The sequence below is a fragment of the Actinoplanes lobatus genome, assembly GCF_014205215.1.
Taxonomy (GTDB): Bacteria; Actinomycetota; Actinomycetes; order Mycobacteriales; family Micromonosporaceae; genus Actinoplanes; species Actinoplanes lobatus.
The window spans coordinates 4,397,788-4,421,336 of sequence record NZ_JACHNC010000001.1; the positions used below are offsets into that span (position 1 = coordinate 4,397,788).

Here is a 23,549-nt window from a genome sequence, read left to right on the forward strand (position 1 = left end):
CCGTCAGCGGTCCGCCATGACAGATGTCATCTCTCGGTAGGGTTCGATCATGACGCTGACCGATGTGCTGGTCCGGGCCGCGGCCGAAGCCCCCGATCAGGGCATCGTCCACGTCGGCGGGGACGACCGGTTCACCGCGTTCGCCGAACTGCACGCCGACGCCCTCCGCATCGCCGGGGGCCTTCGCGCGGCCGGGCTCACCACCGGCGACCCGCTGCCGGTGATCGCCGACGACAGCGCCGACTTCCTCGGGCTCTTCTGGGGCGCGGTGTACGCGGGCGCCGTACCGGTGCCTCTGCCGCCGGAACCGCACCGCCTGGCCGCCGTCTGGCGTCACCTGGACCGCCCGCCCCTGGCGGGCGACGTCGCCACGCCCGGCGCGACCCTGCTCTCCGCGCGTGACCTCCGCGACGCGTCCCCCCTCACCACCCCCGTTCCGGTACGCGCGGACGACCTCGCCCTCCTCCAGTTCTCCTCCGGCAGCACCGGCACCCCGAAAGGTGTCGAACTGACCCACGCCAACGTGGTCGCCAACCTCGCCCAGGCCACCCGGGCCGGCTCGGTGACCGCCGACGACGTGATCGTCACCTGGATGCCCTACTTCCACGACATGGGCCTGATCGGCACCCACCTGGCCCCGCTCCACGCCCGCAGCCGCCAGATCCGGATCAGCCCGCTCGCCTTCGCGAAACGCCCCGAGATCTGGCTGCGCGAGACGGCCCGCCACCGGGGCACCGTGCTGTCCGCGGCCAACTTCGCCCTGGCCCTGGTCAACCGCCGGGTGCCGGACGCCGTCCTCGACGAACTCGACCTGAGCAGCGTCCGCCTCCTCATGGTCGGCGCCGAACCCATCTCCCCGGCCGTCTGGCGCACCTTTGCGGCGCGGCTCGGCCGGGCGGGGCTCGCCCCCGGGGCCATGCAACCCGTGTACGGCCTGGCCGAGGCCACCGTCGCCGTCACCTGCCCGCCCCTCGGCGTCCCCGCCGTCCCGCTGCGCCTCAGCCGGGCCGCCCTCTCCCGCGGCGTCGCCCTCCCCCTCCCGGCAACCCCACCCGCCGCCACCGCCGTCGAGTTGATGGACACCGGGATCCCCATGCACGGATGCGAGCTGCGGATCGTCGACGACGAGGGCGGCGAACTGGAGGAATGCCTGGTCGGCCACGTCCAGGTACGCGGCCCGAACGTCAGCCGCGGCTACCACCGGGACGAGGACGCCACGGCGGCCGCGCGCGACGGATCCTGGCTGCGTACCGGTGATCTCGGCTTCCTGCGCGGCGGGCGCCTCGTCGTGACCGGGCGGCACAAGGACGTGCTGTTCGTGAACGGGCGGACCTTCCACGCCGCCGACCTGGAGGAGGTCGCGGCCGCGACCCCCGGCCTGAACCCCGGCCCGATCGCCGTCGTCGGCGTGACCGGCCCGGTCGACGGCCGCGAGCAGGTCGTGGTGTTCCTGTCCGCGCCGTCCGTCCGGGCCGACGCCGCACTCACCGCTCGGGTCCGTGCCCGGGTGGCCGAGGCCCTGGCCTACGACGGCGTCCGCGCGGAGGTCGTGCCGAACGGTGCCTTCGCCCGCACCACCAGCGGAAAACTACGACGCCAGGCCCTCCGCGACCGCATCACCCACCCCACGCCCGCCCCACCCCCCGTATCGGTTCCACCCCCCGTATCGGTTCCGCCCCCCGTACCGGTTCCGGTCGCCGTGCCCACCGGGGAGATCACATCCCGGCCGGCGATGGAGGCGCTCGTCCGTGCGGTGTGGGCGCGGGTGCTGCGTGTCCCGGCGGAGACCATCGGGCCGGACGACCGTTTCCTGGCGATCGGCGGATCCTCGCTGGCGGCCATGGAGGTGCTGGCCGGTCTGGAGGACGTGCTCGGCCGTACCCTCGACCCGGCGACGTTGCGTGACTGCGCCACCGTGCCCGCACTCGCCGACCGCCTGCTCCTGCCCTCCACGATCGAGGTCGGACCGGCGGCGCCGGCCACACACGAAGCGGAACGACTCGCGGTGATCGGGATGGCGTGCCGGTTCCCGGACGCGGACACGCCCGAGCAGTTCTGGGCGAACCTCGTCGACGGACGGGACAGCGTCACCCCGGTGAACCGGTGGGACGGCGGCGGCCACGGAGCGTTCCTCGACGACCCGGCCCTGTTCGACGCCGGATATTTCGGGATCGACGACCAGGAGGCGCGGCTGCTCGACCCGCACGCCCGGATCTTCCTGGAACTCGCTCACGAGGCACTCGAACGCGCCGGATACGCCGGACCGCGCCGCCGGGGACGCCGGATCGGAGTCTTCGCGGCCGTCGGCGAGAGCGGCTATCCCGAACTGATGACCGGCGCCGACGGCCCGCACGCCCTCACCGGCACCCTGCGCAACCTGATCGCCGCCCGCGTCTCCCACCTGCTCGACCTGCGCGGACCCGCGCTCGCCGTGGACACCGCCTGCTCCTCGGCGCTGGTCGCCCTGCACCTGGCCCGCCTCAGCCTGGCCGCCGGCGACTGCGACATCGCGGTGGTCGGCGGCGTCAACCTCAACCTGACGGCCACCGGCGAGACCCTGCTCGGCGACGCCCGGGCACTGTCGCCGACCGGCCGGTGCCGGGCGTTCGCGGCCGACGCCGACGGTTTCGTGCCCGGCGAGGGCGGTGCCGCGCTGGTCCTGACCCGTCTCGCCGACGTACACGACGACCCGGTCCTGGCCGTCGTATGCGGAACCGCGGTCAACAACGACGGCCGTTCGCTGAGCCTGATGGCCCCGAACCCGCTGCTCCAGCAGGAGGTGATCGCCGACGCCTACCGCAACAGCGGCGTCGACCCGGCAGACGTCACCTATGTGGAGGCGCACGGCACCGGCACCCCCGTCGGCGACCCGATCGAGGCCCGGTCGCTCGCCCATGCCTTCCCGCCCCGCGGCGACGGCCGTCCCCGCCTGGTCGGCTCGGTCAAGACCAACATCGGCCACCTGCTCAACGTGGCGGGCCTGCCCGCGCTGGTGAAGGTGATCCTCGCCCTCCAGCACCGGGAGATCCCCCCGTCACTGCACCACGACCAGCCGTCCCCACGTTTCGACCTTTCCGCGGCCGGTTTCGAGGTGGCCACCACCCGCCGCCCATGGCCCGGCCCGCTGGTCGCCGGCGTCAACGGCTTCGGCTTCGGCGGCACGAACGCCCACGTCATCCTCGCCGCCCCGCGTCACGCCGAGCCCCGCACGCCTGCCGCACCCGGGCCGCGGCTGCTCACGCTCTCGGCGCGATCGGCGGCCGGGCTCCGGGCGGCCGCCGCCGAACTCGCGGCCCACCTACGGGCGCATCCCGGGCTACCCATCGGGGACGTCTGTGCCACCGCTTCCAGCGCACGGGACGAGGGGGCGTACCGAATCGCGATAGTGACCGGAAGTGATCTCGCCGAGCGACTGGCCGCAGTGGAGCCCGGCCCACCGCTGGGCCGGCCCGCCCGGGTGGCGTTCCTCTTCGGCGGCCAGGGCACGCAGCGGCCCGGCCAGGGCGCGGAACTCTACGCGACCGCCCCGGTCTTCCGTGCCGTCCTCGACGAGGTGTCGACCGCGGCCGGGCCGATCGCCGGCCGAACCCTGACCGAATGGTGCACCGACCCGAACGTCCCCGCCACCGAACTCGCCCGCACCGAGGTCACCCAACCGCTGGTCGTCGCGTTCGCCGTCGCGCAGGCCGCCCAGCTCGCCGCCTACGGGATCCGGCCGGACGCGGTCACCGGCCACAGCGTCGGCGAGTTCGCCGCGGCCGTCTCCGCGGGCCGGTTGACCGCCGTCGAGGCCGTCGTCCTGGCCGCCGAACGCGGCCGCCTCACCGTCGAACTGTCCGAGCCGGGCGCGATGCTCGCCGTAGCCGCCTCCGCCGCCGACATCGGGCCGCTGCTGTCCGGGCCGATCGGGCCGCCTTCCGGGGCGATCGGGCCGCTGCCTTTCGGGGTGGTCATCGCCGCCGAGAACGCCGCCGACCGGATCGTCCTGGCCGGACCGCACGACGCCGTCGACCGGGCCGAGGCCGTCCTGGCAGCGCGCGGGGTGACCACCCGCCGTCTCGCCGTCTCACACGCCTTCCACTCGCCGTCCATGGAACCGGTCACCGCCCCGCTGGCCCGCCTCGCCCCGAACACCCGCCCGGCCACGATCCCGCAGGTCAGCACGGTGACGGGGGAGTGGGGCGCGGCCCTCGACGCCGCCTACCTGGCGGATCACGCGGTGCGGCCGGTGCGTTTCGCGGCGGCGGTCGGCCGGCTTCGCGCGGCCGGCTACGACACCATGGTCGAGCTGGGCGCTTCGGTCACTCTCTCTCCTTTCGTACGGGAGAGCGCCGTCCCGAACGTGGCCTTCGCCCTGCACGCCGGCCTTGACGCGGCCGCCGTCCCGAATACAGCCTTCGCCCTGCACGCCGGCCTTGACGCGGCCGCCGTCCTGACCATTGCCGGACAGTTGTGGCTGCGCGGCGCCACACTCGACCGCACCCACCTCGACGCCGGAACCCACCGGGTCGACCTGCCCACCTACCCGTTCCAGCGACGCCGTCACTGGGTGGCGGACCCACCGTCACCCACCCTCGCAACCCCCGCCTGGACCTCGACCCCACTCCCCGCGGTTCTCACCCAGCCGTCTCCCAGCGCTGTTTCCGGGATCGCGGCTGGCGATAGATCCGCGGGCAACGTCATTGTCGTCATGGCCGAGGGCGGTGCACCGGCGGGCGCACTGCGGTCGATCACCTCCGTCCCCTCGGCGGCGAGTCTGCTTCTGATCACCCGAGACCTGTACGCGACCGGTGCGGAACGCCCGAACCCGGAACACGCGGTATGGGCCGGGCTGGCGATGGCGTTCGCCGACGAGAACCCCCGAGCCGGTGTACGGATCGTGGACCTCTGCTCAGACGACCCACCGCGGGACCAGCGCGCCGCAGTCGACCGGGAGACGGCCGCACCACCGGCCGCCGGCCCCGCGGAGATCGTCGCCTGGCGAGGTGGACGGCGGCTGGGCAGAACATTCACCCCGGCGCGAACGAGCGAGCCGCTGATCCCACCACCGGACGGCAGCTATCTCATCGTCGGTGGCGCCGGGGCGGTCGGCACGGAGATCGCCCGATACCTGGCCCGACGCCGGGAACGGCACGGCCCGAGGCTGCTCCTGGCGGGCCGCTCAGCCGAGCCACCGGCGCTCCTGGCCGAACTGCGGGGCCTCGGCGCGCTGGCCGAATACCGTACGGCGGATCTGACCGTCCCCACCGACGTGGCCGAGCTGGTAGCCGGCCGGAAGTTCGACCTGGTGGTGCAGGCGGCCGGGGCGGTTCGGCCGGGCAGCCTACGAGCGAAGACCCCGGACGAGGTAGCCGCCGGCCTGGCCGCCAAAGCAGACGGTACCCGCCTGCTCCTGCAAGCCCTGGGCGATCACCGGCCCCCGGTGGTGGCCTTGTCCTCGGTCTCCGCGGTGATTCCCGGCCTGGCCGGCGCGCTGGGCGACTACGTCGCGGGCAACATCTACCTGGACGCCCTGGCCGCCGCCGAGACGACCGCCGGCCGCCGTTTCGTGTCGGTGAACCTCCCACCGCTGACCGGCGGTGGCCTGGCCACGAGCCACGGCCTGACCGCCGGCACCGGCCTGCCGATCGAGCAACTCCCGGAAACCCTCTGGGAGGCGATGGCGCTCGGCGCCGCCCAGGTGCTGGTCACCCCCGCGCCGAGAACACACCGCACCCCAAACCCGCGATCAATCCAAAACAAAGGGGGGTACGCCCGAAGCACACCACCTTGGCGCGGCGAGATGCCGGTAGCCGGCGGCACAGGGAACGCTCCACCTTGGTGCGGTGGGGTGTCGGCAGCCGGTGGCACGGAGAACGTTCCACCTTGGCGCGGCGAAATGCCGGCTACCGGAGGTGCGGCAGGCGCACGGGTCTGCTCCGGCGAGGCGTTCGGAGCCGGGCGCGCTGGACCGGGCCGGGACGAGCTCGTAGCGGTGGCGCGGGAGCTTCTGGCCGGGCCGCTGGGCCGGGAGCCGGAGACGATCGGGACCGATGAGCCGTTCCTGGCGCTCGGGCTGGACTCGCTCACCGCCGTCGACCTGGTCAAGGAGCTGGAGCGGCGGCTGGGCCGGACCCTGTCCACCACGCTGTTCTTCGAGAACCGGACCATCGACGAGCTGACCGCACGACTCGCGGGGCCGGTGGAATTCCCGTTCAGCCCGGTGCAGCGAGCCTTCGTCACCACCGGGCGGCTGTATCCGGAGGTACCCGCCTACGCATATGTGCGGCAAACCCTGCACGGACCGGTCGACGTGGAGCGGCTGGGCCTGGCCTTCGCCGAACTGGAGCGGCGGCATCCGATGCTGCGGGTGCGGTTCGGGCCGCACGGCCAGCACTTCACAGCACCCGGCTCCGGGCGACCGAAATGGTTCACGGTCATCGACCTGTCCAGGACCCGGGTGACGGCAGGTGGCGGGGACACGGCGGCGGGACTTCGGGCGGCGCTGGAGAGCGTTGACGCCGAGCTGCGGAATCGGCCGTTCGATCTGGGGCGGGAGGCGCCGGTCCGGGCGGTGCTCGCGGTGGAGAGCACGGAGCGGGCGCATGTGATCCTGGTGGTGCACCATGCGGCCGCGGACGGGTACAGCATCGCCGTTCTCGGGGATGAGCTGTGGGAACTCTACGGAGGGGCAGCGGTCGCGCCGGCGCCGACGGCCACCTTCGCCGATCATGAGGTACGACGGGACGGGCCGAGTGCGGAGGACCTCGCCTATTGGCGGGACACGCTCGCCGGGTATCCGCGCCTGGCCCTGCCGTTCGACGGGGATGCGGATGGGGAGCCACGGGGCGCTTACGCCGTACGCCAGAAGGTTTTGGAAGAGGCACTCGGCCGGCGCCTGACCGCACAGGCCCGGGAAGCCGGAGTGTCCGTTTTTCATCTTCTCCTGGCCGGATATGTCCGGTGTCTGGCGCGGTGGAGTGGGCAGTCGGCGGTTTCGGTATCGGTGGCGCGGGCCGGGCGGGCCGCGCGGCTGGCGGGTGTGGAGCGGATGGTGGGGCCGTTCGCGGACAGCCTGCCGGTGTTCGCCGAGGTCCGCGCCGGGGAGCCGGCAGCCGGGCTGGCGGCGCGGCTGCGGGACGTCTGGCTCGACGCCGAGCGGCACGGATCGGTGTCAACCGTGGATCTGGCCAGGATGCTGGCGGCCGACGGTGCCGCGCCGCGGACGGCGAGCCCGGCCGGTTTCAGTTTCGCGCGGTTCCCGAACATGGGCGTCACCGGAGCGAACGTGGTCGCCGTGACGGCCGGCAGCGCGTCGGCGGCCACACGGCTCAGCCTGGTCTGCTTCGAATCGCGGGGCGCGCTGCACTTCTCCTGGAACTACCCCGAGTCGCTGTTCGAGGCCTCGACTGTGGAACGCCTCGCCACAGAGCACTTGGCGGAGATGACAGCCATCGCGAACGCAACGACGACGGTTGAGGACCGAGAGCGGCTCGCGGTCACCACAGTCAACACGGGCGGTGCACTCAACGTCGGCGGTACGTTCAACACGGCCGGTGCAGTCAATGCGGTTGATGCAGTCAACATGGCCGGCGCAGTCAACATGGCCGGCGCAGTCAACATGGCCGGCGCAGTCAACATGGCCGGCGCAGTCAACATGGCCGGCGCAGTCAACATGGCCGGCGCAGTCAACATGGCCGGCGCAGTCAACATGGCCGGCGCAGTCAACACGGCCGGCGCAGTCAACATGGCCGGCGCAGTCAACATGGGCGGCGCAGTCAACATGGCCGGTGCAGTCAACATGGCCGGTGCAGTCAACATGGCCGGTGCAGTCGGCACGGGCGGTGCAGTCAACGTCGGCGGTGCGTTCAACACGGCCGGTGCAGTCAACACGGCCGGTGCAGTCAACACGGGCGGTGCAGTCAACACGGGCGGTGCGCTCAATACGGCCGGTGCGTTCAACACGGCCGGTGCGCTCAACATGGGTGGTGCAGTCAACACGGGCGGTGCGCTCAATACGGCCGGTGCGCTCAACATGGGCGGTGCGCTCAATGCGATCGGTGCAGTCGGCGCGGGCGGTGCAGTAGGCGCCGGTGGCGCTGATGAAGCTGCGGGTTCGGGGTCGATTGTGGGGCGGATTCGGGCGCAGTGCGCGCGTACCCCTGAGGGAATCGCCGTGTTGAGTGACGGCGCGCCGCTCAGCTATCGGGAGCTGGATCTCGCGTCGGACCGGCTGGCCGGGCGGCTCGCGGAGACCGGGGCGCGACGGATCGGCCTGCTCACCGGGCCCGGCGCGGACACCGTGATCGGGCTGGTCGGCATCCTCAAGGCCGGCGCGGGCTGGGTGCCGTTGGACGGCTCGCATCCGTCCGCCCGGCTGGCCGGCCAGCTCACCCGGGCCGGGGCGGACGTCGTGGTCTGCGGCGCGGAGCACCGGACGATCCTCGACAGGTACGCGTTCACGCTGGTGGACGTCGGCGAGAGCGGATCGGCGCCGGGGCGGGACGTCGAGCCGGGCGACACCGCGTACGTCATCTTCACCTCGGGGTCCACCGGCCGCCCGAAGGGCGTGGCCGTCACCCACCGCTCAATGATCAACTACCTGGACTGGTCGATCGCGACCTTCGGCTACCGGGCGGGTGACCGGCTCGCGCAGACCGCGTCGATCTGCTTCGACGCGTCGGTGCGGCAGCTGCTCGCGCCGCTGCTGACCGGGGCGACCGTCGTAGCCTGGGATCGGGACACGGTACGCGATCCCGAACTGCTCGTGGACCGGCTCGCCCGGGACCGGGTGACGGTCTGGAGCTCGGTGCCGACACTGTGGGAACGGCTGCTGACCGCCGCCGAGAAGAGCACCGCCGAGCTGCGGCTGCGCTGGGTGCACGTGGGCGGTGAGGAGCTGTCGCCGGCGCACGTGCGGCGATGGTTCGACCGGTTCGGGCCGGAGCAGCGGATCACCAACCTGTACGGACCCACCGAGACGACGATCAACGCCACCTGGCATCCGATCACCTCGCGGCCCGCCGACGACGCCACCCATCTGCCGATCGGGCGGCCGGTCGGCGGGGCGGTCGTCGAGGTGATCGGCGAGGACGGGCGGCCTTGCCGGGACGGTGTGGTCGGGGAGCTGTACATCGGCGGGACCGGCCTGGCCGCCGGCTATCTCGACGACCCGGAGCAGACGGCCGCGGCGTTCGTGGAGCGGGACGGGCGGCGCTGGTACCGCAGCGGCGACCGGGCGGTCCGCGACGCCGACGGGCTGCTGTGGTTCCGCGGGCGGGCCGACGACCAGGTGAAACTGCACGGGTACCGGGTCGAGCCCGGCGAGGTGGAGGCGGTGCTGCGGGCGCATCCGGCAGTGGACCGGGCTGCGGTACGGGTCGAGGACGGCCGCCTGCTTGCCTGGGTACGGTCGACGGTCTCCGGTGACGAGTTGCGTTCCCATTTGAGTGGGCTGCTTCCGGCGTACCTCGTACCGTCCCGGATCGAGGTGATGGCCGACCTGCCGCTCACCGCCACCGGCAAGATCGACCGGGCGTCGCTGGCCCGGACGGCGAGCCCGCCGCCGGTCACCGACACCGAACGCCTGCTCGCGTCCCTGTGGGAGAAGCAGCTCGGCGTCGCGCCGGTCGGCCGCGACGACGACTTCTTCGCCCTCGGCGGCGACTCGATCGGGGTGCTCGAGCTTTTCGCGAGCCTGGCGGAACACCGGGCCTCACTGCCGCGACCCACGGTCGTCTATCGATGTCGTACGGTCGCCGCGCTCGCTTCCGCCTTGGACGAGATCGCCCCCGAACCCGCCGCGCTCAAAGCCGCTGCCTCCGATGCCGCTGCCCACGGACCCGCTGCCTCCGTACCCGCCGTGCTCAATGCCGCTGCCCCCGGACCCGCTGCCTCCGTACCCGCCGTGCTCAATGCCGCTGCCCCCGGACCCGCTGCCTCCGTACCCGCCGTGCTCAATGCCGCTGCCTCCGGACCTGCTGCTTCCGAACCTGCGGTGGCCTCCGATGCTGCTGCCTCCGGAACCCCCGAATCTGTTGCCTGCGGACCCGCTGCCTCCGGAGTCGCCGCTTCCGGGGCCGTTTTCGTTCCGGGCGCCGGGGCTGTTGTGGCTGGAGCCGCCTCTGTTTCGGGTGGCGGGGCTGTCGTGTCGGGAGCTGCTTCCGTTTCGGGAGCCGGGGCTGGCGAGAATGGACCGGGCGGGGACTTTCCGGTCAGCCTCACTCAGCGTGGGTTCATGCTCGCGGACGCGGTCGGGGCGGCGTCGACCTGGCTGGCCGCGCCGCGCGTGCACGGGCCGCTCGACCTCGACCGATTCCAGCGTGCCGTGGACGTGCTGGTGGCGCGGCATCCGATGCTGCGGACCGTGTTCCCCCGCGACGCCAGGCCGCCGGTGCAGCGGGAACTTCCGTTCGCCTGTCTGACCGTCGGCTACCAGGCGGAGCCGCGGGCGCTCGGCGAGGAACTGGCGGCCGAGCGGGAGCACCGGTTCGATCCGGCGGAATGGCCGCTCGTGCGGTTGCGGCTGCTCCGGTACGGGCTGGAAGAGCACGTCCTGCTGGTGCACGCACACCACCTGGTCGGCGACGGGTACAGCACCGCGCTCCTGATGCGGGAACTACTGGCCCTCTACGACGGGGATGCGCTGACGCCGCTGCGCGCGACCTTCCGCGACTACGTCGGACATCTGCGTGGTGTGCGGTTGGAGACCGTGCCCGGTGACGGCGGGCGAATCAGCACCGGGGGAGCGATCGTTACGACCGGTTTCACGATCGGCGCGGCCGAGGTGGCGATTTTGCGAGAACGTGCCGCCGCGGCCGGGGTCACGCCGTTCGTGCCGGTGCTCACGGCATATCACCGGGCGCTCGCCCTGACCACCGGCCAGCTGGACCCGCTGCTCAACCGGCTCGACCCAGTGGCTGCCCCCAAGTCGGTGGCTGCCCCCAAGTCGGTGGCTGCCCCCAAGTCGGTGGCTGCCCCCAAGTCGGTGGCTGCCCCCAAGTCGGTGGCAGTCACCGAGTCGGTGGCGGACCCCCATTTGGTGGCTGCTCCTGAATCGGTGACTGCCGCTGAGTCGGTGGCAGTCACCGAGTCGGTGGCGGACCCCCACTCGGTGACTGCCTCCGATTCGGTGGCGAACCCCAACCCGGTAATGGACGCCGACCCGGTGCTGGACTCCGACCTGGTGATCGGTGTGGCGGTGACCGGTCGCGATCACGCCGTACCGGATCTGGGCCGGATCTTCGGGCCGTGCGCGACGGCCGTCGCAGTCCGTTCCGGCGCGGATGCCGGGCTTGCCGAGGTGGCCGCCGCCGTCGACGACGCCCGGACGCGGATGTTCACTGCGCCGTACGGCTGGCGATACTTCTTCACCCACCTGGATTTCGGAGCGCTCGGCGATTTGTCGGGCCGCACCCTGCGAGTGTCCTGGGACGACGATACGGATGCCGAACTCGCCCTCCCGCCGGGCACGGACGTCCTGCTGGCGGTACGCCCGACACGGAACGGCGCGCTGCGCCTGACCCTCCGCTCCCGCCTCCCCGACGACGACGCGGCGCACCTGACGGCCGAGCTGACCGCCGCCCTAACGGCCCGCCCCTCCGCCGATCTTGGACGCTCAGCCACCGATGGCGGTGGAACTACGCCCAAGATCGAGGAAAGGGCGGGTGAGGGGCCGCGGCCGGGCCTGGCTTCCGCAGATCTTGGGCGGCTTGCCGCCGATGGTGGTGGGGACACGTCCAAGATCGAGGGCGGGGTGGGCGAGGGGCCGCGGCCGGAATCCGCCTCTGTGGATCTTGGACGTGTGGCCACCGGGAGCGGTGGGAATGCGTCCAGGCTTGAGGCGGGGGCGGGCAGGGGGCCGTGGCCGGCACCGGCTTCCGCGGATCTTGGGCGACTTGCCACCGGGAGCGGTGGGGATTCGTCCAAGATCGCGGAAGGGGTGGGTGAGGGGGCGCGATCGGAACCCGTCTCTGTGGATCTTGGACGTGTGGCCACCGGGGGCGGTGGGGATTCGTCCAAGATCGCGGAAGGGGTGGGTGAGGGGGCGCGGCCGGAACCCGTCTCTGTGGATCTTGGACGTGTGGCCGCCGGGAGCGGTGGGGAAGCGTCCAAGATTGCTGGGTGGGTGGGGCTGGATGCCGCACTTGTCGGCTATCTGCCCGCGCCGGGGCACCTTGCCGCAATGGCCACGGGACTTCCGGAGGAGATCCGGCGGATCCTGCCGACGCTGGATCGGGAGACGATCCGGGAGACCCTCTTTCCGGGCCGCCGCCCTCGGCTGCTGGAGATCGCCGACACCTCGCTGGGCAGATCCGGGTTCCTTGCGCTGCCCCGGTTCGCCGACGAGCTCACCCACCCGGGGCTGGCTGAGGACGCCGCCACCGCCGCGGACCTGGCGGCCGCCCACGGAGCGCGCACCGTCTCGCTGGCGGGCATGATCCCGGCGCATACCGGGTACGGCGGGGCGCTCACGCCGTACCTCTGCTCGGGAGTCAGCCTGACCACCGGCCATGCGGTGACCGCCGCTTCGGTCGTGCGCACGACGGTGGCCGCGGTGGCCGCGCAGGGCCGGAGTACGAGCGGCCGGAAGTTGAGCGAATGCACCGTCGCGATCCTCGGAGTCGGTTCCATAGGAACCTCGTCACTACGACTGCTGCTGACCGAAGATGATCACCGTCCGGCGAGGCTGATCCTGTGCGATCTGCCGTCCGCCGCGACCCGTCTCGCGGAGCTGGCCGCCACCCTGGACGTGCCCACGTCGATCGTGCTGAGCGCGGAGGGTGTCTACCCGGCGGACGTCATCGTGGCCGCCACCAGCGGTGGCCCGGGCACCCTGGACGTCGACCGGCTGCGGCCCGGCACGATCCTGGTCGACGACTCGTTCCCGCACTGCTTCGACACCGGCCGGGCGCTGGCCCGGATGCGGGAGCGCGGCGACGTGCTGATCGCCGGCGGTGGGTTGCTCGACTGCGGGGAGATCCGCCAGACGGTGGCGGAGGGCCTGCCCGCGGTCGCCGTCCAGCTTCCGGATGCGATCGCGTCCTGCCGGCTGGAGTCGTTGCTGCACGCGGTACGCCCGGAGTTGCCGCTGGTCACCGGTCCGGTCACGGCCGAGCTGGCGGCCGCCTACCGCAGCGCGCTGGACGAGGCCGGGATCCGGGCGGCCCCACTGCACCTACTGGATCAACGCCTGTGAGACGAAAAGCAAGCCGTTACCGGATCAGCGCCTGGCGAAACGGAGAGCGACGGCGCCGCCGGATCAGCGCCTGTGAAACGGAGAGCGAGGGCTGGGAACGAAAATGCGATGGTCCTACCGGATCAACGGCTCGACGCCGAAGGCGACGTCGAGGCGGTAGCGCTCCCCCGCGTACCGTGACTCGCTCAGCTCCAACGGCCGTTCATTCTGGTCGAGGATCAGCCGTTCCTCGACCAGCAGGGCCGATCCGACCGGCACACCCAGCTCCCGAGCGTCCTCCTCGGTGGCCGACTGCGCGCCGATCGTCGCCGTACCCCGAACCGGGGTGTGTCCGAGTTTGACCAGCGCTTCGTGCACCGACAGCGACAGGTCGGCGTCCAGCAGTCCTGGGATGCTGCCCGGGTAGATGGCCCGCTCGTACGCGATCGGCTCGTCGTCGGCGAATCGCACACGGTGGATCGCGTACACGTCCCCGCGGCGCAGCCGCAGGCGCGTCGCCTCGAGCGCGGTGGGCTGCCGCAGTTCGGCGACCACCACCTTGGCCCAGGGGCGTTTGCCCTGTTTGCGGATTTCCTCGCTGAGCCGGATGAGGTGGTCGGCGCGGCGCGGCCCGCTGGGCACCGCGACGAACGTGCCGCGGCCCGGGGCTCGGTAGACGAGGCCGTCGTTGACCAGCTGGGTGACCGCGGCGCGGGCGGTCATCCGGCTGACGCCGTGTTCGCGGGCGAGTTCGGGTTCGGAGGGCAGCGGGTCGTGCGGCCGGGACTTGGCGATGAGCGCGCGCAGCGACTGCTCGATGCGGAAGTAGCGTGGCGCGAAATCGGGATCCCCGGACATGCCGATCACCTTACCGATGCGCCAAACCTGTCTAGACAGCTACCTGTCTAGACAGCTACTGTTCGGTGCCATGAATTTCACCGTGCCGCAGATCGCCAAAATGATCGACCACTCCATCCTCCGCCCCGAGTTCACCCTCGAGGACCTTCGTGATGGCTGTGCGATCGCCAAGAAGTACGACGTCGCCTCGGTGTGCGTCCGCCCGTGTGACGTGACCGTCGCCGTCGACCTGCTGCGCGGCACGAACGTCGCGGTCGGCACGGTGGTCGGCTTCCCGCACGGCGACACCCCCACCGGGATCAAGATCTCCGAGACCGAGTTGGCCGTGCACCAGGGCGCGTCCGAAATCGACATGGTCCTCAACATCGGGTGGCTGCGCTCCGGCGACATCGCCGCCGTCGAGCACGAGATCGGCCTCGTGGTGAAGGCCGCGGGCGCCGCCCACGTCAAGGTCATCCTCGAGACGGCGTACCTCACCGACGAGGAGAAACTGGCCGCCTGCTGGGCCGCCGAGCGGGCCGGCGCGGCCTTCGTGAAGACCTCCACCGGCTTCGCACCCCAGGGCGCCACCATCGACGACCTCGCGCTGATGCGCTCGGCCGTCTCGGCGAAGGTGCAGGTCAAGGCATCCGGCGGGGTGCGGACCCTGGACGCGATGATCGCGATGGCCGGCGTCGGCGTGACGCGTTTCGGCACGTCGGCGACGGCCGAGATCCTGCAGGACCTGGCTCGTCGCCAGGTTGCGGTCTCCGGTGGCCGGGCCTGATTCTTCTTCGGTACGGGGTGAGCGTTCCCGATCTCCGCTCCGTACTACCGGATGACGGTCCCCCGGATCGTCCCGGCCGACGACAGGCCCCCCGCCGTCGGGCCGGAGACGACCGGCCGGCTGTCCACGGTCCCCCGCCGTGGACAGCCGGCCGCGGCGGCGTCCGTATGCTGATCCGATGCTGCAGCGGTACGACGAGCGCAACACGGACATCGTCTACTGGATCAACGGCGAATTGATGCACCGTGACCAGCCCGGACTGTCCCCCTTCGACTCGGTGGTCCAGGGTGGCGACGCGGTCTGGGAAGGCCTGCGCCTCTACCGGGGAGCGATCTTCGGCCTCGCCGCGCACCTGTCCCGGCTGCGCCGCTCGGCGTGCGCGCTGAACTTCACCGACATCCCGTCCGACGACACGATCATCGACGCGATCACCCGTACGCTGCGGGCCAACGAGATGTCGGACGGCGTACACATCAGGCTCACCCTGACCCGCGGGGTGAAGGTGACCAGCGGCATGGACCCGCGGCTCAACACCGCCGGGCCGACGCTGATCGTGCTGGCCGAGCACAAGCCCCCGGTCTACGACACCGGCGGCCTGACCCTGGCCACCTCCAGCATCCGCCGCCCGTCGCCGGACGTCCTCGACCCGAAGATCCACCACAACAACCTGCTGAACTCGATCCTCGCCAAGATCGAAGCGAACGCGGCCGGCGCCGATGACGCCCTCATGCTCGACCAGCGCGGTTTCGTCGCCGAAACCAACGCCACCCACCTGTTCGCGGTGACCGGCAGCGCCCTGATCACCCCGACCACGGCCGCCTGCCCCGAGGGCATCACCCGCCAGACCGTCCTCGACCTGGCCGGGCAGCACGGCATCCCGGCCACCGTCCGCGACATCTCCCTGACCGAGATGTACGCCGCGAGCGAGGTCTTCTGCACCGGCACCATGGGCGAGATCGCGGCCGTGACGACCATCGACGGCCGCATCATCGGCTCCGGCGCGGTCGGCCCGCTCACCACCCGCATCGCCAAGCTCTACCAGCACCACGCCGCCGCCAACGGCACCCGCCTGGTCCGAGCCCTCACCTAACCCACCCCCAGCCGTCCCCGTCTCCGGCCGGTCGCCCTCGTCTCCGGCCGGTCGCCCTCGTCTCCGGTCGGCCCAGCCTCTTCGGCCGTCCCTGTCTCCGGTCGGCCCAGCCTCTTCGGTCGTCCCTGTCTCCGGTCGGCCCAGCCTCTTCGGTCGTCCCTGTCTCCGGTCGGCCCAGCCTCTTCGGTCGTCCCTGTCTCCGGTCGGCCCAGCCTCTTCGGTCGTCCCTGTCTCCGGTCGGCCCAGCCTCTTCGGTCGTCCCTGTCTCCGGTCGGCCCAGCCTCTTCGGCCGTCCCTGTCTCCGGTCGGCCCACCCTCTTCGCCGGTGCTGTCTTCGGCCAGCGTGGTCTCCGGCTCGTGCGGTCTCCGGTTGGCGCGGTCTCCGGCTTGCGTCGTCTCCGGTTGGCGTGGTCTCCGGCTTGCGTCGTCTCCGGTTGGCGTGGTCTTCGACTGGCACCCTTCGGCTGGCGTCGGCCCGCTCTCTCAACGCGATCTTGGACGTTTCGCCACCGGAATCGGCGGTGAAGCGTCCAAGTTCGCGGAGGCTTCCGCGGCGGTTGCGCGACAAATTTGGATCTTGGGGAGTTGGCTACCGATTCCGGTGGTGAAACGTCCAAGATCGCGGGAGGGCGGGGTGAGCGCGAGGCTAGCTGAGGCGGTGAGGCGGTGAGGCGGTGAGGCGGTGGGCGGTGAGGCGGTGGGCGGTGAGGCGGTGAGGCGGTGAGGCGGTGAGGCGGTGGGGCGGTGAGTCAGTGGGGCGGTGAGTCAGTGGGGGCGGGTGGTGGCCAGTTCCTCGTAGTACGGGCGGGCTGCGTCGACCAGTGGGCGCAAGTGGGGTGGGACGTCGGCGGGGGACGGGTCGTAGGGGGTGAAGCTGGTGGAGGCGTTCACGGAGGCGTACCAATGTGGCGCCCACACGCCGTCGGTGGGACGTGGGCCCGGTGCCCAGGTCAGCATCGCCGGGTCGAAGGCGAAGCCGAGGCCTGCGCAGAGAATCCGCAGCGTGCCCTCGGGATCGCGGAGCACGTCGGCCGCGTCGACCACCGGGCCGCCGAAGGCGCGGAAGATCTCCCGCTGCTGCGGATAGCCGAGGTCCTCGAGGGTGGGGGTGCCGCGCACCTTCGCGTAGGAGGCGACCACCCGCTCCGGTTCGCGGATCAGGAAGGCGTGCCGGAGCCCGGCCAGCCAGTCCCGGCCGATCCCCGGCAGCAGGTGATGTGTCATGTGTTTCTGGTAGAAGACGGCCGGCTCGCCGGGTAGCGGCCCGGTCAGCCAGCGGGCCACGTCCTGCCAGCGGGTCGGCTGCGCGGCCAGGATCTCCTCCCGGCCGGGGTGATCGAGGCCGGTCTCCGCCAGGTAGTGGGCGTAGAGCGGCTCGTCGGCGACCACGGTGTCGGCGCGGGAGCCGAAACTGCGCATCATCGCCGTCGAGATGTTGCGGGGGCCCGACCACATCGCCACGCGGATCGTCATCCCCACATGTTCACATCTGTTACCGCTCGATGGGGGTGAGTGCCGGCGGGGAGTGGCTCGGTGGGTGAGTGCCGGCGGGGAGGGCGCCGGTGCGATCGGCCTCAGAGGGGTGAGTGCCGGTGGGGATCGGGCCGGTGGTTTGGGTTCGGTGGGGTGGGGCGCTGGGTGGGAGTGGGCCGGTGGGGTGGATGGCGGTGGGGTGGTGGCAGAGGGGGGTGAGCTGGCGGGTTACGGGTCGGTGGGGTCCTTTGTGCCGACGGCGATGGGGCCGACCCACCTCAGGTCGGGGACGTTGACGACGATCGCCTCCTGTGTGGTTCGGGAGATCACCACGACGGCCTCGTTCTCCGGGTCCGGGTTCTCCTCGCGGTGCGGCACCCACGGCGGTACGTAGATGTAGTCGCCGGGCTTGGTGTCGACCCGGATCTCGCCGTGTTCGTCGTCCAGGAAGACGAATGAGGGGTTGCCGCTGACCACGTAGATCGCGGTCTCCGACGCGCCGTGGTGGTGGTTGCCGGAGGCGGTGCTCGCGGCCACGTGGGTCTGTCCCATCCAGAGGTTGCGGCTGCCCACGGTGGTGCCGCTGATCGCCTCGACGCGGCGCATCCCGCTGGTCTGTGCGGTGTCCGGGTGCAGTGCGTGGGAGGCGATGTGGTGCAGCCTGCGGTGGAACGGGTCCTCGTCGCTCATGCCCGCATCCTGAGCCGTCCACCCGCCGAATGTCAACGTGAACCTATCGGTTTACTAGGATATGGGAACCGTGTTGACGCGACCGCCGGTCGGGGCGCAACGTCGGTGGTGCCGGCCGGGCAGTGCGTGACCTCGGGCATCACACGCTGAGTGGGCCGGCTGATTCGATCTTCGTGCACCAGCAAGATGGAGGCCCGTCATGACCCTGCAGACGACCGCACCGACCGGCGCCGTGGACGCCGACCTCTTCCGGCAGCTGCTCCGCCGCCACGCCGCGGCGGTCGTGGTGATCACCGCCCCCGGCGAGCCGGCCACCGGCTTCACCGCCACCTCGTTCACCTCGGTCTCGCTGGACCCGCCGCTGGTCTCGTTCTGCCTGGCCCGGACGGCTTCGGCGTGGCCGGCCGTCGAGGCGGCGGACACCGTCGCCGTGCACGTGCTCGGCCAGGAGCAGGAGCACGTGGCCCGGACGTTCTCCGCCCGGGGGATCGACCGTCTCGCCGAGCACGGCGCCTGGCGGCCGGGCCCGGACGGGGTGCCCCTGCTCGACGGGGTGCTGGCCCGGTTGGTCTGCCGGGTCGTCGACCGGGTCCGGGCCGGCGACCACACGATCGTGCTGGCCAGCCCGCTCGACGGTGAGCACGGGCTGGGGGAGTCGGAGACGCCGCTGGTCTATCACGCCGGGCGGTACGCCGAGCTGCGTCATGCCGACTGACCCGGTCGCCGGCCGGTCAGCCGGCGACCGTGAGGATCTTGGTCAGCGCGGTGGCGGCGCCCTCGACCAGTTCGGGTGGCAGGCCGCGGCGTGGCCAGACCGACAGTTCCAAGGGCTCCGGCGGCGGCAGGTCGTCGCGGGCCGCCAGGCCCTCCGGCTGCTGGCCGAGGGTGGCCATCAGGCCGACCCCCAGGCCGGCCCGGACCGCGGCCTGCACTCCGGCCAGGTGCGCCGCCTCGCAGCCGACCTCGGTGGGCAGGGCGCCGGCGGCCAGCGTCTCCAGGGCCCGGCTGCGCAGCGCGCAGGGCGCGTCGAAGACGACCAGCGGGATCGGCTCGCCCGGCGGCGGCGATGTCCATTCCGGGGACGAGTACCAGGTCAGGCGTAGTTCGCCGACGGTTCGGGCGTCGCTCTCGTCGGCCGGACCGAGCAGGAGGGCCAGGTCGATCCGCCCGTCCTGGAGGGCGGACCGGAGCTGGGCGCCGCGGTCGATCCGGAAGCGGATCCGCCGGTCCGGGAACGTGGCGGCCAGCGCGCTGGTCAGGTCGGGCAGCAGTTGGGCCGCCGCGTGTTCGGTGGAGCCGATCACCAGGGACCGTTCACCTTCGACGCCGAAGGTGTGCAGGGCCTCGTCGTGCAGTGCCAGGATCCGCCGGGCGTGGGTCAGCAGCGCCTCGCCGTCGGTGGTGAACCGGGAGCCGCGGCCGTCCCGCTCGACCAGGGCGCGGCCGAGTGTGGTCTCCAGCCGGCGGACGTGCTGACTGACCGCTCCCTGGCTCAGGTGCAGTGAGGTGGCGGCCCGCTGAAATCCACCGCAGTCCGCGACGGCGACGAGGCTACGCAGCGGTGCGATGTCGAGAATCCGACTCATACCTATCAGTCTACTAGGAATTGATTAGGGGTTGTGATGGCTTGTCATCACGATCTCTCCTTGGACGCCGGAACGTGGGCCTGCTGATACTGGAGCCGGTGCCGCCGCCCGAGGCGCCAACCCCCCGAAAAGCCATCGATAAATGAAAAGGTCTATAAATGCCGAAAAAGACACTTAAATTAGGTGCCGTGTTGCTCGGTGTGGGCGGACCCGGCCAGCATCACACCTGGCTCCACCCGGAGATCCCGGGAGACGCCAGCGTCGACATCCGCTGGTACATCGCCCGCGCCCAGCAGGCCGAGGCGGCCGGCTTCGACCACGTGTTCATCGTGGACAGCCAGTTCATCACCCCGGACTCACCCAACCACTATCTGAACCGGCTCGAGCCGCTCACCCTGCTCTCCGCGGTGGCCGTGCACACCTCGCACATCGGCCTGGTCGGCACCCTGACCACCTCGTACAACGACCCGTTCAACGTGGCCCGGCGGCTGGCGTCGCTGGACGTGATCAGCGGCGGCCGGGCCGGCTGGAACGTGGTGGCCACCGGCGACGGCGGCACGGCCGGCAACTACGGCCGCAAGGAGCACTACGACTACGCCACCCGGTACGGCCGGGCGCTCGAGCACGTCCGCGTGGTCCAGGGACTGTGGGACTCGTACGAGGACGACGCCTTCCCCCGCGACAAGGAGCGCGGCGTCTTCTTCGACCGGAGCAGGCAGCACGTCCTCGACCATGTCGGCGAGCACTTCAACGTGGCCGGCCCGCTCAACCTCCAGCGCTCCCCGCAGGGCCAGCCGGTCATCTTCCAGGCCGGCGACTCCGAGGAGGGCCGCGACCTGGGCGCGAGCATCGCCGAGGCGATCTTCACGCATGCGCAGACGATCGAGGAGGGGCAGGCGTTCGCCCGTGACATCCGGGCCCGCGCCGTGGCCAAGGGCCGTGACCCGGAGAACATCCTGATCGTCCCCGGGATCAGCCCGATCCTCGCGGACACCGACGAGGAGGCCCGCGCCAAGGAGGCCGCCATCATCGGCGGCAAGGACTTCGACCGCGCGCTCAAGGAGCTGGGCCGCCCGTTCGGCTGGCACGACTTCACCCGGTACGACCTGGACGCACCCTTCCCGGAGCTGGGCGACCTCGGTGACCGCAGCTTCCGCACCCAGGCCGAGAAGATCAAGAAGCTGGCCCGGGACAACGGCCTCACCCTGCGGCAGGTCGTCCAGCACACCATCGAGTCGCGCCGCTCGGCGTTCACCGGCTCCCCGCTGACCGTGGCGAACGAGATCCAGAAGTGGTTCGAGGCCGGCGCCTTCGACGGGGTCAACATCACCGTCACCGTGCCCAGCGAGTTCGCCCGCTTCACCGACGAGGTGCTGCCGATCCTGCGTGAGCGCGGCGTCGTCCGTACCGGCTACGACGCCACCACGCTGCGCGGCAACCTCGGGCTGCCGATTCCCCGGAACATCCACACTCTCGCGAAGGCGTTCTGATGAGACGTACGAAATTGGCGGCCTTTTTCATCGCACTGACCACGCTGAGCGGTTGCGCCGGAGGCGCCGCGGGATCGGCTGAGGAGACGCCCACCCTGCGCTGGGCCGTCACCCTGCCCGCCCACTGGGACCCGGTGGTCTCCGGTAGCGGCGCGCAGTTCCGCATCCTGTCGCTCGCCTACGCCTCGCTCACCGAGATCAACGAGAAGGGCGAGGCCGTCCCGAGCCTCGCCGAGAGCTGGGACTACAACGACAAGGGCGACCAGATCACCTTCCACCTGCGCAAGGGCCTGAAGTTCAGCGACGGCGAGCCGGTGAACGCGGAGGCGATCAAGTCCTACCTGGAGCGGGCCAAGACGCAGAAGGACTCGGCCCTCTTCGGTGACCTCACCTCGATCGAGACGGTCACCGCCAAGGATCTCGACGTGGTGGTCGACCTGACCCAGACCGACTACCAGATCCCGCTGCTGCTCGGCGAGCGCGTGGCGCAGATCCCCAGCCCCAAGGCGGCCGCCGACCCGGCCGCGCTGGACAAGAACCCGGTCGGCGCCGGCCCGTTCGTGGTCACCGAGAACGTGCCCGGCTCGCACGTCTACCTGAAGAAGAACCCGGACTACTGGGACGCCGCCAACATCAAGATCGAGAAGGTGGAGCTGCTCTCCGCGCCGGACACCGCGACGATCGTCTCCGGCGTGCAGACCGGCGTGTACGACCTGGCCGGCCTCGCCCCCAACCAGGTCAAGGCGGCCGAGGCGGCGAAGCTGGACGTGGTGGTCCAGCCCGGTTACAACGCCGCCAACCTCAGCATCAACGTCAACAAGAAGCCGTTCGACAACCCCAAGGTCGTCGACGCGATCCGGTACGCCACCAACCGCCAGGAATTCGTCGACAAGGTGAGCTTCGGCATCGCCACGCCGACCGACCAGCCGTTCCCGGACACCTACCTGGCCTACGACTCCGGGTCGGCGAACCGCTGGCCCTACGACGTGGCGAAGGCCAAGGCGCTGATCGCCGAGGCCGGATACCAGCCCGGTGACATCAAGGTCGACCTGGTCATCCCGAACCAGCAGACGGCCGCCGAGATCATCCAGTCGCAACTCGCCGCGATCGGCATCACCGTCAACATCAAGGTCGACCCGAACTGGGCCACCCCGTTCTTCGCCAAGGACCTGGCCCTGTCGATCTACGGCACCACCGGCCGGGAGTCGCCGGTGCAGACACTGACCGCCCACTTCGGTCCGAACGGCCCACTGAACCTGAGCACCCCGTACGAGCCGGAGGGTTTCGAGGCCGCCGTCAAGGTCGCCAGGGAGACACCGCTCGACTCGGCGGACTACCAGAAGAACCTCCAGGCCGCGACCCGGGCCGGGCTGGAGAGTAGAGCGCTGGTCTTCACGTACTCGCTGCCGAACCTGTTCGTGAAGAGCACCAGGGTGTCGGACTTCGCGCCGATCCCCGGGCAGCTGCACTGGGCCGGACTGACGGTAGCGCCGTGATCAAGGGCCTGCTCAGGACAGTCGCCATCTTCGTGCCGGTCTTCCTGGTCGCCACGTTCGTGACGTTCGCGTTGCGGGCCCTGAGCGGGCTCACCCCGGCTCACCTGCAACTGGGCGAGTCCGCGACCCCCGAGATGGTTGCCGCCATCGAGCACGAGTGGGGTCTCGACCGGCCGTTTCTCGTCCAGTACCTCGACTGGTTCGGCGAACTGCTGAAAGGCGATCTCGGCGTCAGCTGGTTCAACGGCGCCGACATCGCGACCCTCCTGCTCCAGGGCGCGATCGTCAGCCTCTCGGTGGCCGGCCTGGCCCTGGTCATCGGGGTGGTCTTCGGGTTCGGGTTCGGTGTGCTCGCCGCGGTGCGCCGGACCACCTGGGTGGACCGGGCCATCACCGGCTTCATGACCTTCATCTCGGTGATGCCGTCCTTCGTGGTCGGCATCGCCCTGGTGGTGGTGTTCGCGGTGTCGCTCGGCTGGTTCCCCTCCGCCGGTTACGTGCCGGCGGAGCGGGGCACCGGGGTATGGCTCGCGCACCTGGTGCTGCCGGCCATCGCGCTCAGCTTCGACACCGTCTCCGACGTGGCCCGGCAGCTGCGGGCCGGGCTGGTCGCCGCGTACCGGGAGAACTATGTGACCGGCGCCGTGGTCCGCGGGATCGGCCCACGGCGGATCTTCTTCCGCCACGTGCTGCGCAACGGCATGGGCCCGGCGCTGGTGGTGCTCGGCATGAAGTTCCCGAACCTGCTCGGCGGCGCGGTCGTCACCGAGTCGATCTTCGGGATGCCGGGGTTCGGGCAGTTCGCCGCCGACTCGGCCCAGCGCGGCGACGTCCCCGCCGTACAGGGCGTCCTGGTCGTCTCGGTGGTTCTGGTCGTGGTCTTCAACCTGCTGGTCAACGTCATCCTGGTCCGGGTCGCCCCGGCCTCGGCACGGGGGGTCTGA

Annotated in this window: 11 protein-coding genes; 7 read left to right on the forward strand and 4 right to left on the reverse strand. The window is 71.3% G+C overall.

Annotated elements, in window-relative coordinates; translation table 11 throughout:
- Positions 1-49 precede the first annotated feature (49 nt).
- On the forward strand, positions 50-13,177 hold the full coding sequence (locus BJ964_RS20410) for a non-ribosomal peptide synthetase/type I polyketide synthase (protein ID WP_188122152.1): 13,128 nt from the start codon (positions 50-52) through the stop codon (positions 13,175-13,177).
- A gap of 114 nt (positions 13,178-13,291) precedes the next feature.
- Here BJ964_RS20410 and BJ964_RS20415 read toward each other — a convergent pair whose 3' ends face one another.
- Positions 13,292-14,014 carry a GntR family transcriptional regulator gene (locus BJ964_RS20415; protein ID WP_188122153.1) on the reverse strand — a complete coding sequence of 241 codons (723 nt, stop codon included), beginning with the start codon at positions 14,012-14,014 and terminating at the stop codon, positions 13,292-13,294.
- 70 nt (positions 14,015-14,084) lie between these two features.
- Between BJ964_RS20415 and deoC the strand changes: the two genes are divergently transcribed.
- Both deoC and BJ964_RS20425 read left to right on the forward strand, forming a co-directional pair.
- On the forward strand, positions 14,085-14,780 hold the full coding sequence (gene deoC / locus BJ964_RS20420; protein WP_188122154.1) for a deoxyribose-phosphate aldolase: 696 nt from the start codon (positions 14,085-14,087) through the stop codon (positions 14,778-14,780).
- A gap of 178 nt (positions 14,781-14,958) precedes the next feature.
- A complete protein-coding gene (locus tag BJ964_RS20425; protein ID WP_188122155.1) occupies positions 14,959-15,870 on the forward strand; it encodes an aminotransferase class IV in 912 nt (303 codons plus the stop codon).
- A gap of 765 nt (positions 15,871-16,635) precedes the next feature.
- Here the strand turns inward: BJ964_RS20425 and BJ964_RS20430 are convergent.
- A complete protein-coding gene (locus BJ964_RS20430) occupies positions 16,636-17,343 on the reverse strand; it encodes a sulfotransferase-like domain-containing protein (protein WP_188122156.1) in 708 nt (235 codons plus the stop codon).
- A gap of 228 nt (positions 17,344-17,571) precedes the next feature.
- Positions 17,572-18,033, reverse strand: coding sequence for a cupin domain-containing protein (locus tag BJ964_RS20435; protein ID WP_188122157.1), 462 nt, complete (start codon positions 18,031-18,033; stop codon positions 17,572-17,574).
- Between the two features lie 199 nt (positions 18,034-18,232).
- Here BJ964_RS20435 and BJ964_RS20440 point away from each other — a divergent pair, with 199 nt between their 5' ends.
- On the forward strand, positions 18,233-18,748 hold the full coding sequence (locus BJ964_RS20440; RefSeq protein WP_188122158.1) for a flavin reductase family protein: 516 nt from the start codon (positions 18,233-18,235) through the stop codon (positions 18,746-18,748).
- A 16-nt stretch (positions 18,749-18,764) separates the two neighbouring features.
- Here the strand turns inward: BJ964_RS20440 and BJ964_RS20445 are convergent, their stop codons facing one another.
- Complete coding sequence (locus tag BJ964_RS20445; protein ID WP_188122159.1) at positions 18,765-19,619, reverse strand: LysR substrate-binding domain-containing protein; 855 nt, start codon at positions 19,617-19,619, stop codon at positions 18,765-18,767.
- A 188-nt stretch (positions 19,620-19,807) separates the two neighbouring features.
- On the opposite strand from BJ964_RS20445, the gene BJ964_RS20450 reads away from it, so the two are divergent.
- From BJ964_RS20450 to BJ964_RS20460, 3 genes are read left to right on the forward strand one after another with little or no spacing between them, the layout of a single operon-like run.
- Entirely contained in the window at positions 19,808-21,109 is a 1,302-nt protein-coding gene (locus tag BJ964_RS20450) for an LLM class flavin-dependent oxidoreductase (protein WP_229807409.1), read from the forward strand.
- A complete protein-coding gene (locus tag BJ964_RS20455; protein ID WP_188122161.1) occupies positions 21,109-22,605 on the forward strand; it encodes an ABC transporter substrate-binding protein in 1,497 nt (498 codons plus the stop codon). Before BJ964_RS20450 ends, BJ964_RS20455 begins: the two co-directional genes overlap by 1 nt.
- Positions 22,602-23,549 carry an ABC transporter permease gene (locus BJ964_RS20460; protein ID WP_203832849.1) on the forward strand — a complete coding sequence of 316 codons (948 nt, stop codon included), beginning with the start codon at positions 22,602-22,604 and terminating at the stop codon, positions 23,547-23,549. Before BJ964_RS20455 ends, BJ964_RS20460 begins: the two co-directional genes overlap by 4 nt.

Coding starts and splice junctions, on each gene's coding strand:
- BJ964_RS20410 (WP_188122152.1), top strand. CDS start 50: ATGACGCTGACCGATGTGCTGGTCCGGGCCGCGGCCGAAGCCCCCGAT.
- BJ964_RS20415 (WP_188122153.1), bottom strand. CDS start 14,014: ATGTCCGGGGATCCCGATTTCGCGCCACGCTACTTCCGCATCGAGCAG.
- deoC (WP_188122154.1), top strand. CDS start 14,085: ATGAATTTCACCGTGCCGCAGATCGCCAAAATGATCGACCACTCCATC.
- BJ964_RS20425 (WP_188122155.1), top strand. CDS start 14,959: ATGCTGCAGCGGTACGACGAGCGCAACACGGACATCGTCTACTGGATC.
- BJ964_RS20430 (WP_188122156.1), bottom strand. CDS start 17,343: ATGACGATCCGCGTGGCGATGTGGTCGGGCCCCCGCAACATCTCGACG.
- BJ964_RS20435 (WP_188122157.1), bottom strand. CDS start 18,033: ATGAGCGACGAGGACCCGTTCCACCGCAGGCTGCACCACATCGCCTCC.
- BJ964_RS20440 (WP_188122158.1), top strand. CDS start 18,233: ATGACCCTGCAGACGACCGCACCGACCGGCGCCGTGGACGCCGACCTC.
- BJ964_RS20445 (WP_188122159.1), bottom strand. CDS start 19,619: ATGAGTCGGATTCTCGACATCGCACCGCTGCGTAGCCTCGTCGCCGTC.
- BJ964_RS20455 (WP_188122161.1), top strand. CDS start 21,109: ATGAGACGTACGAAATTGGCGGCCTTTTTCATCGCACTGACCACGCTG.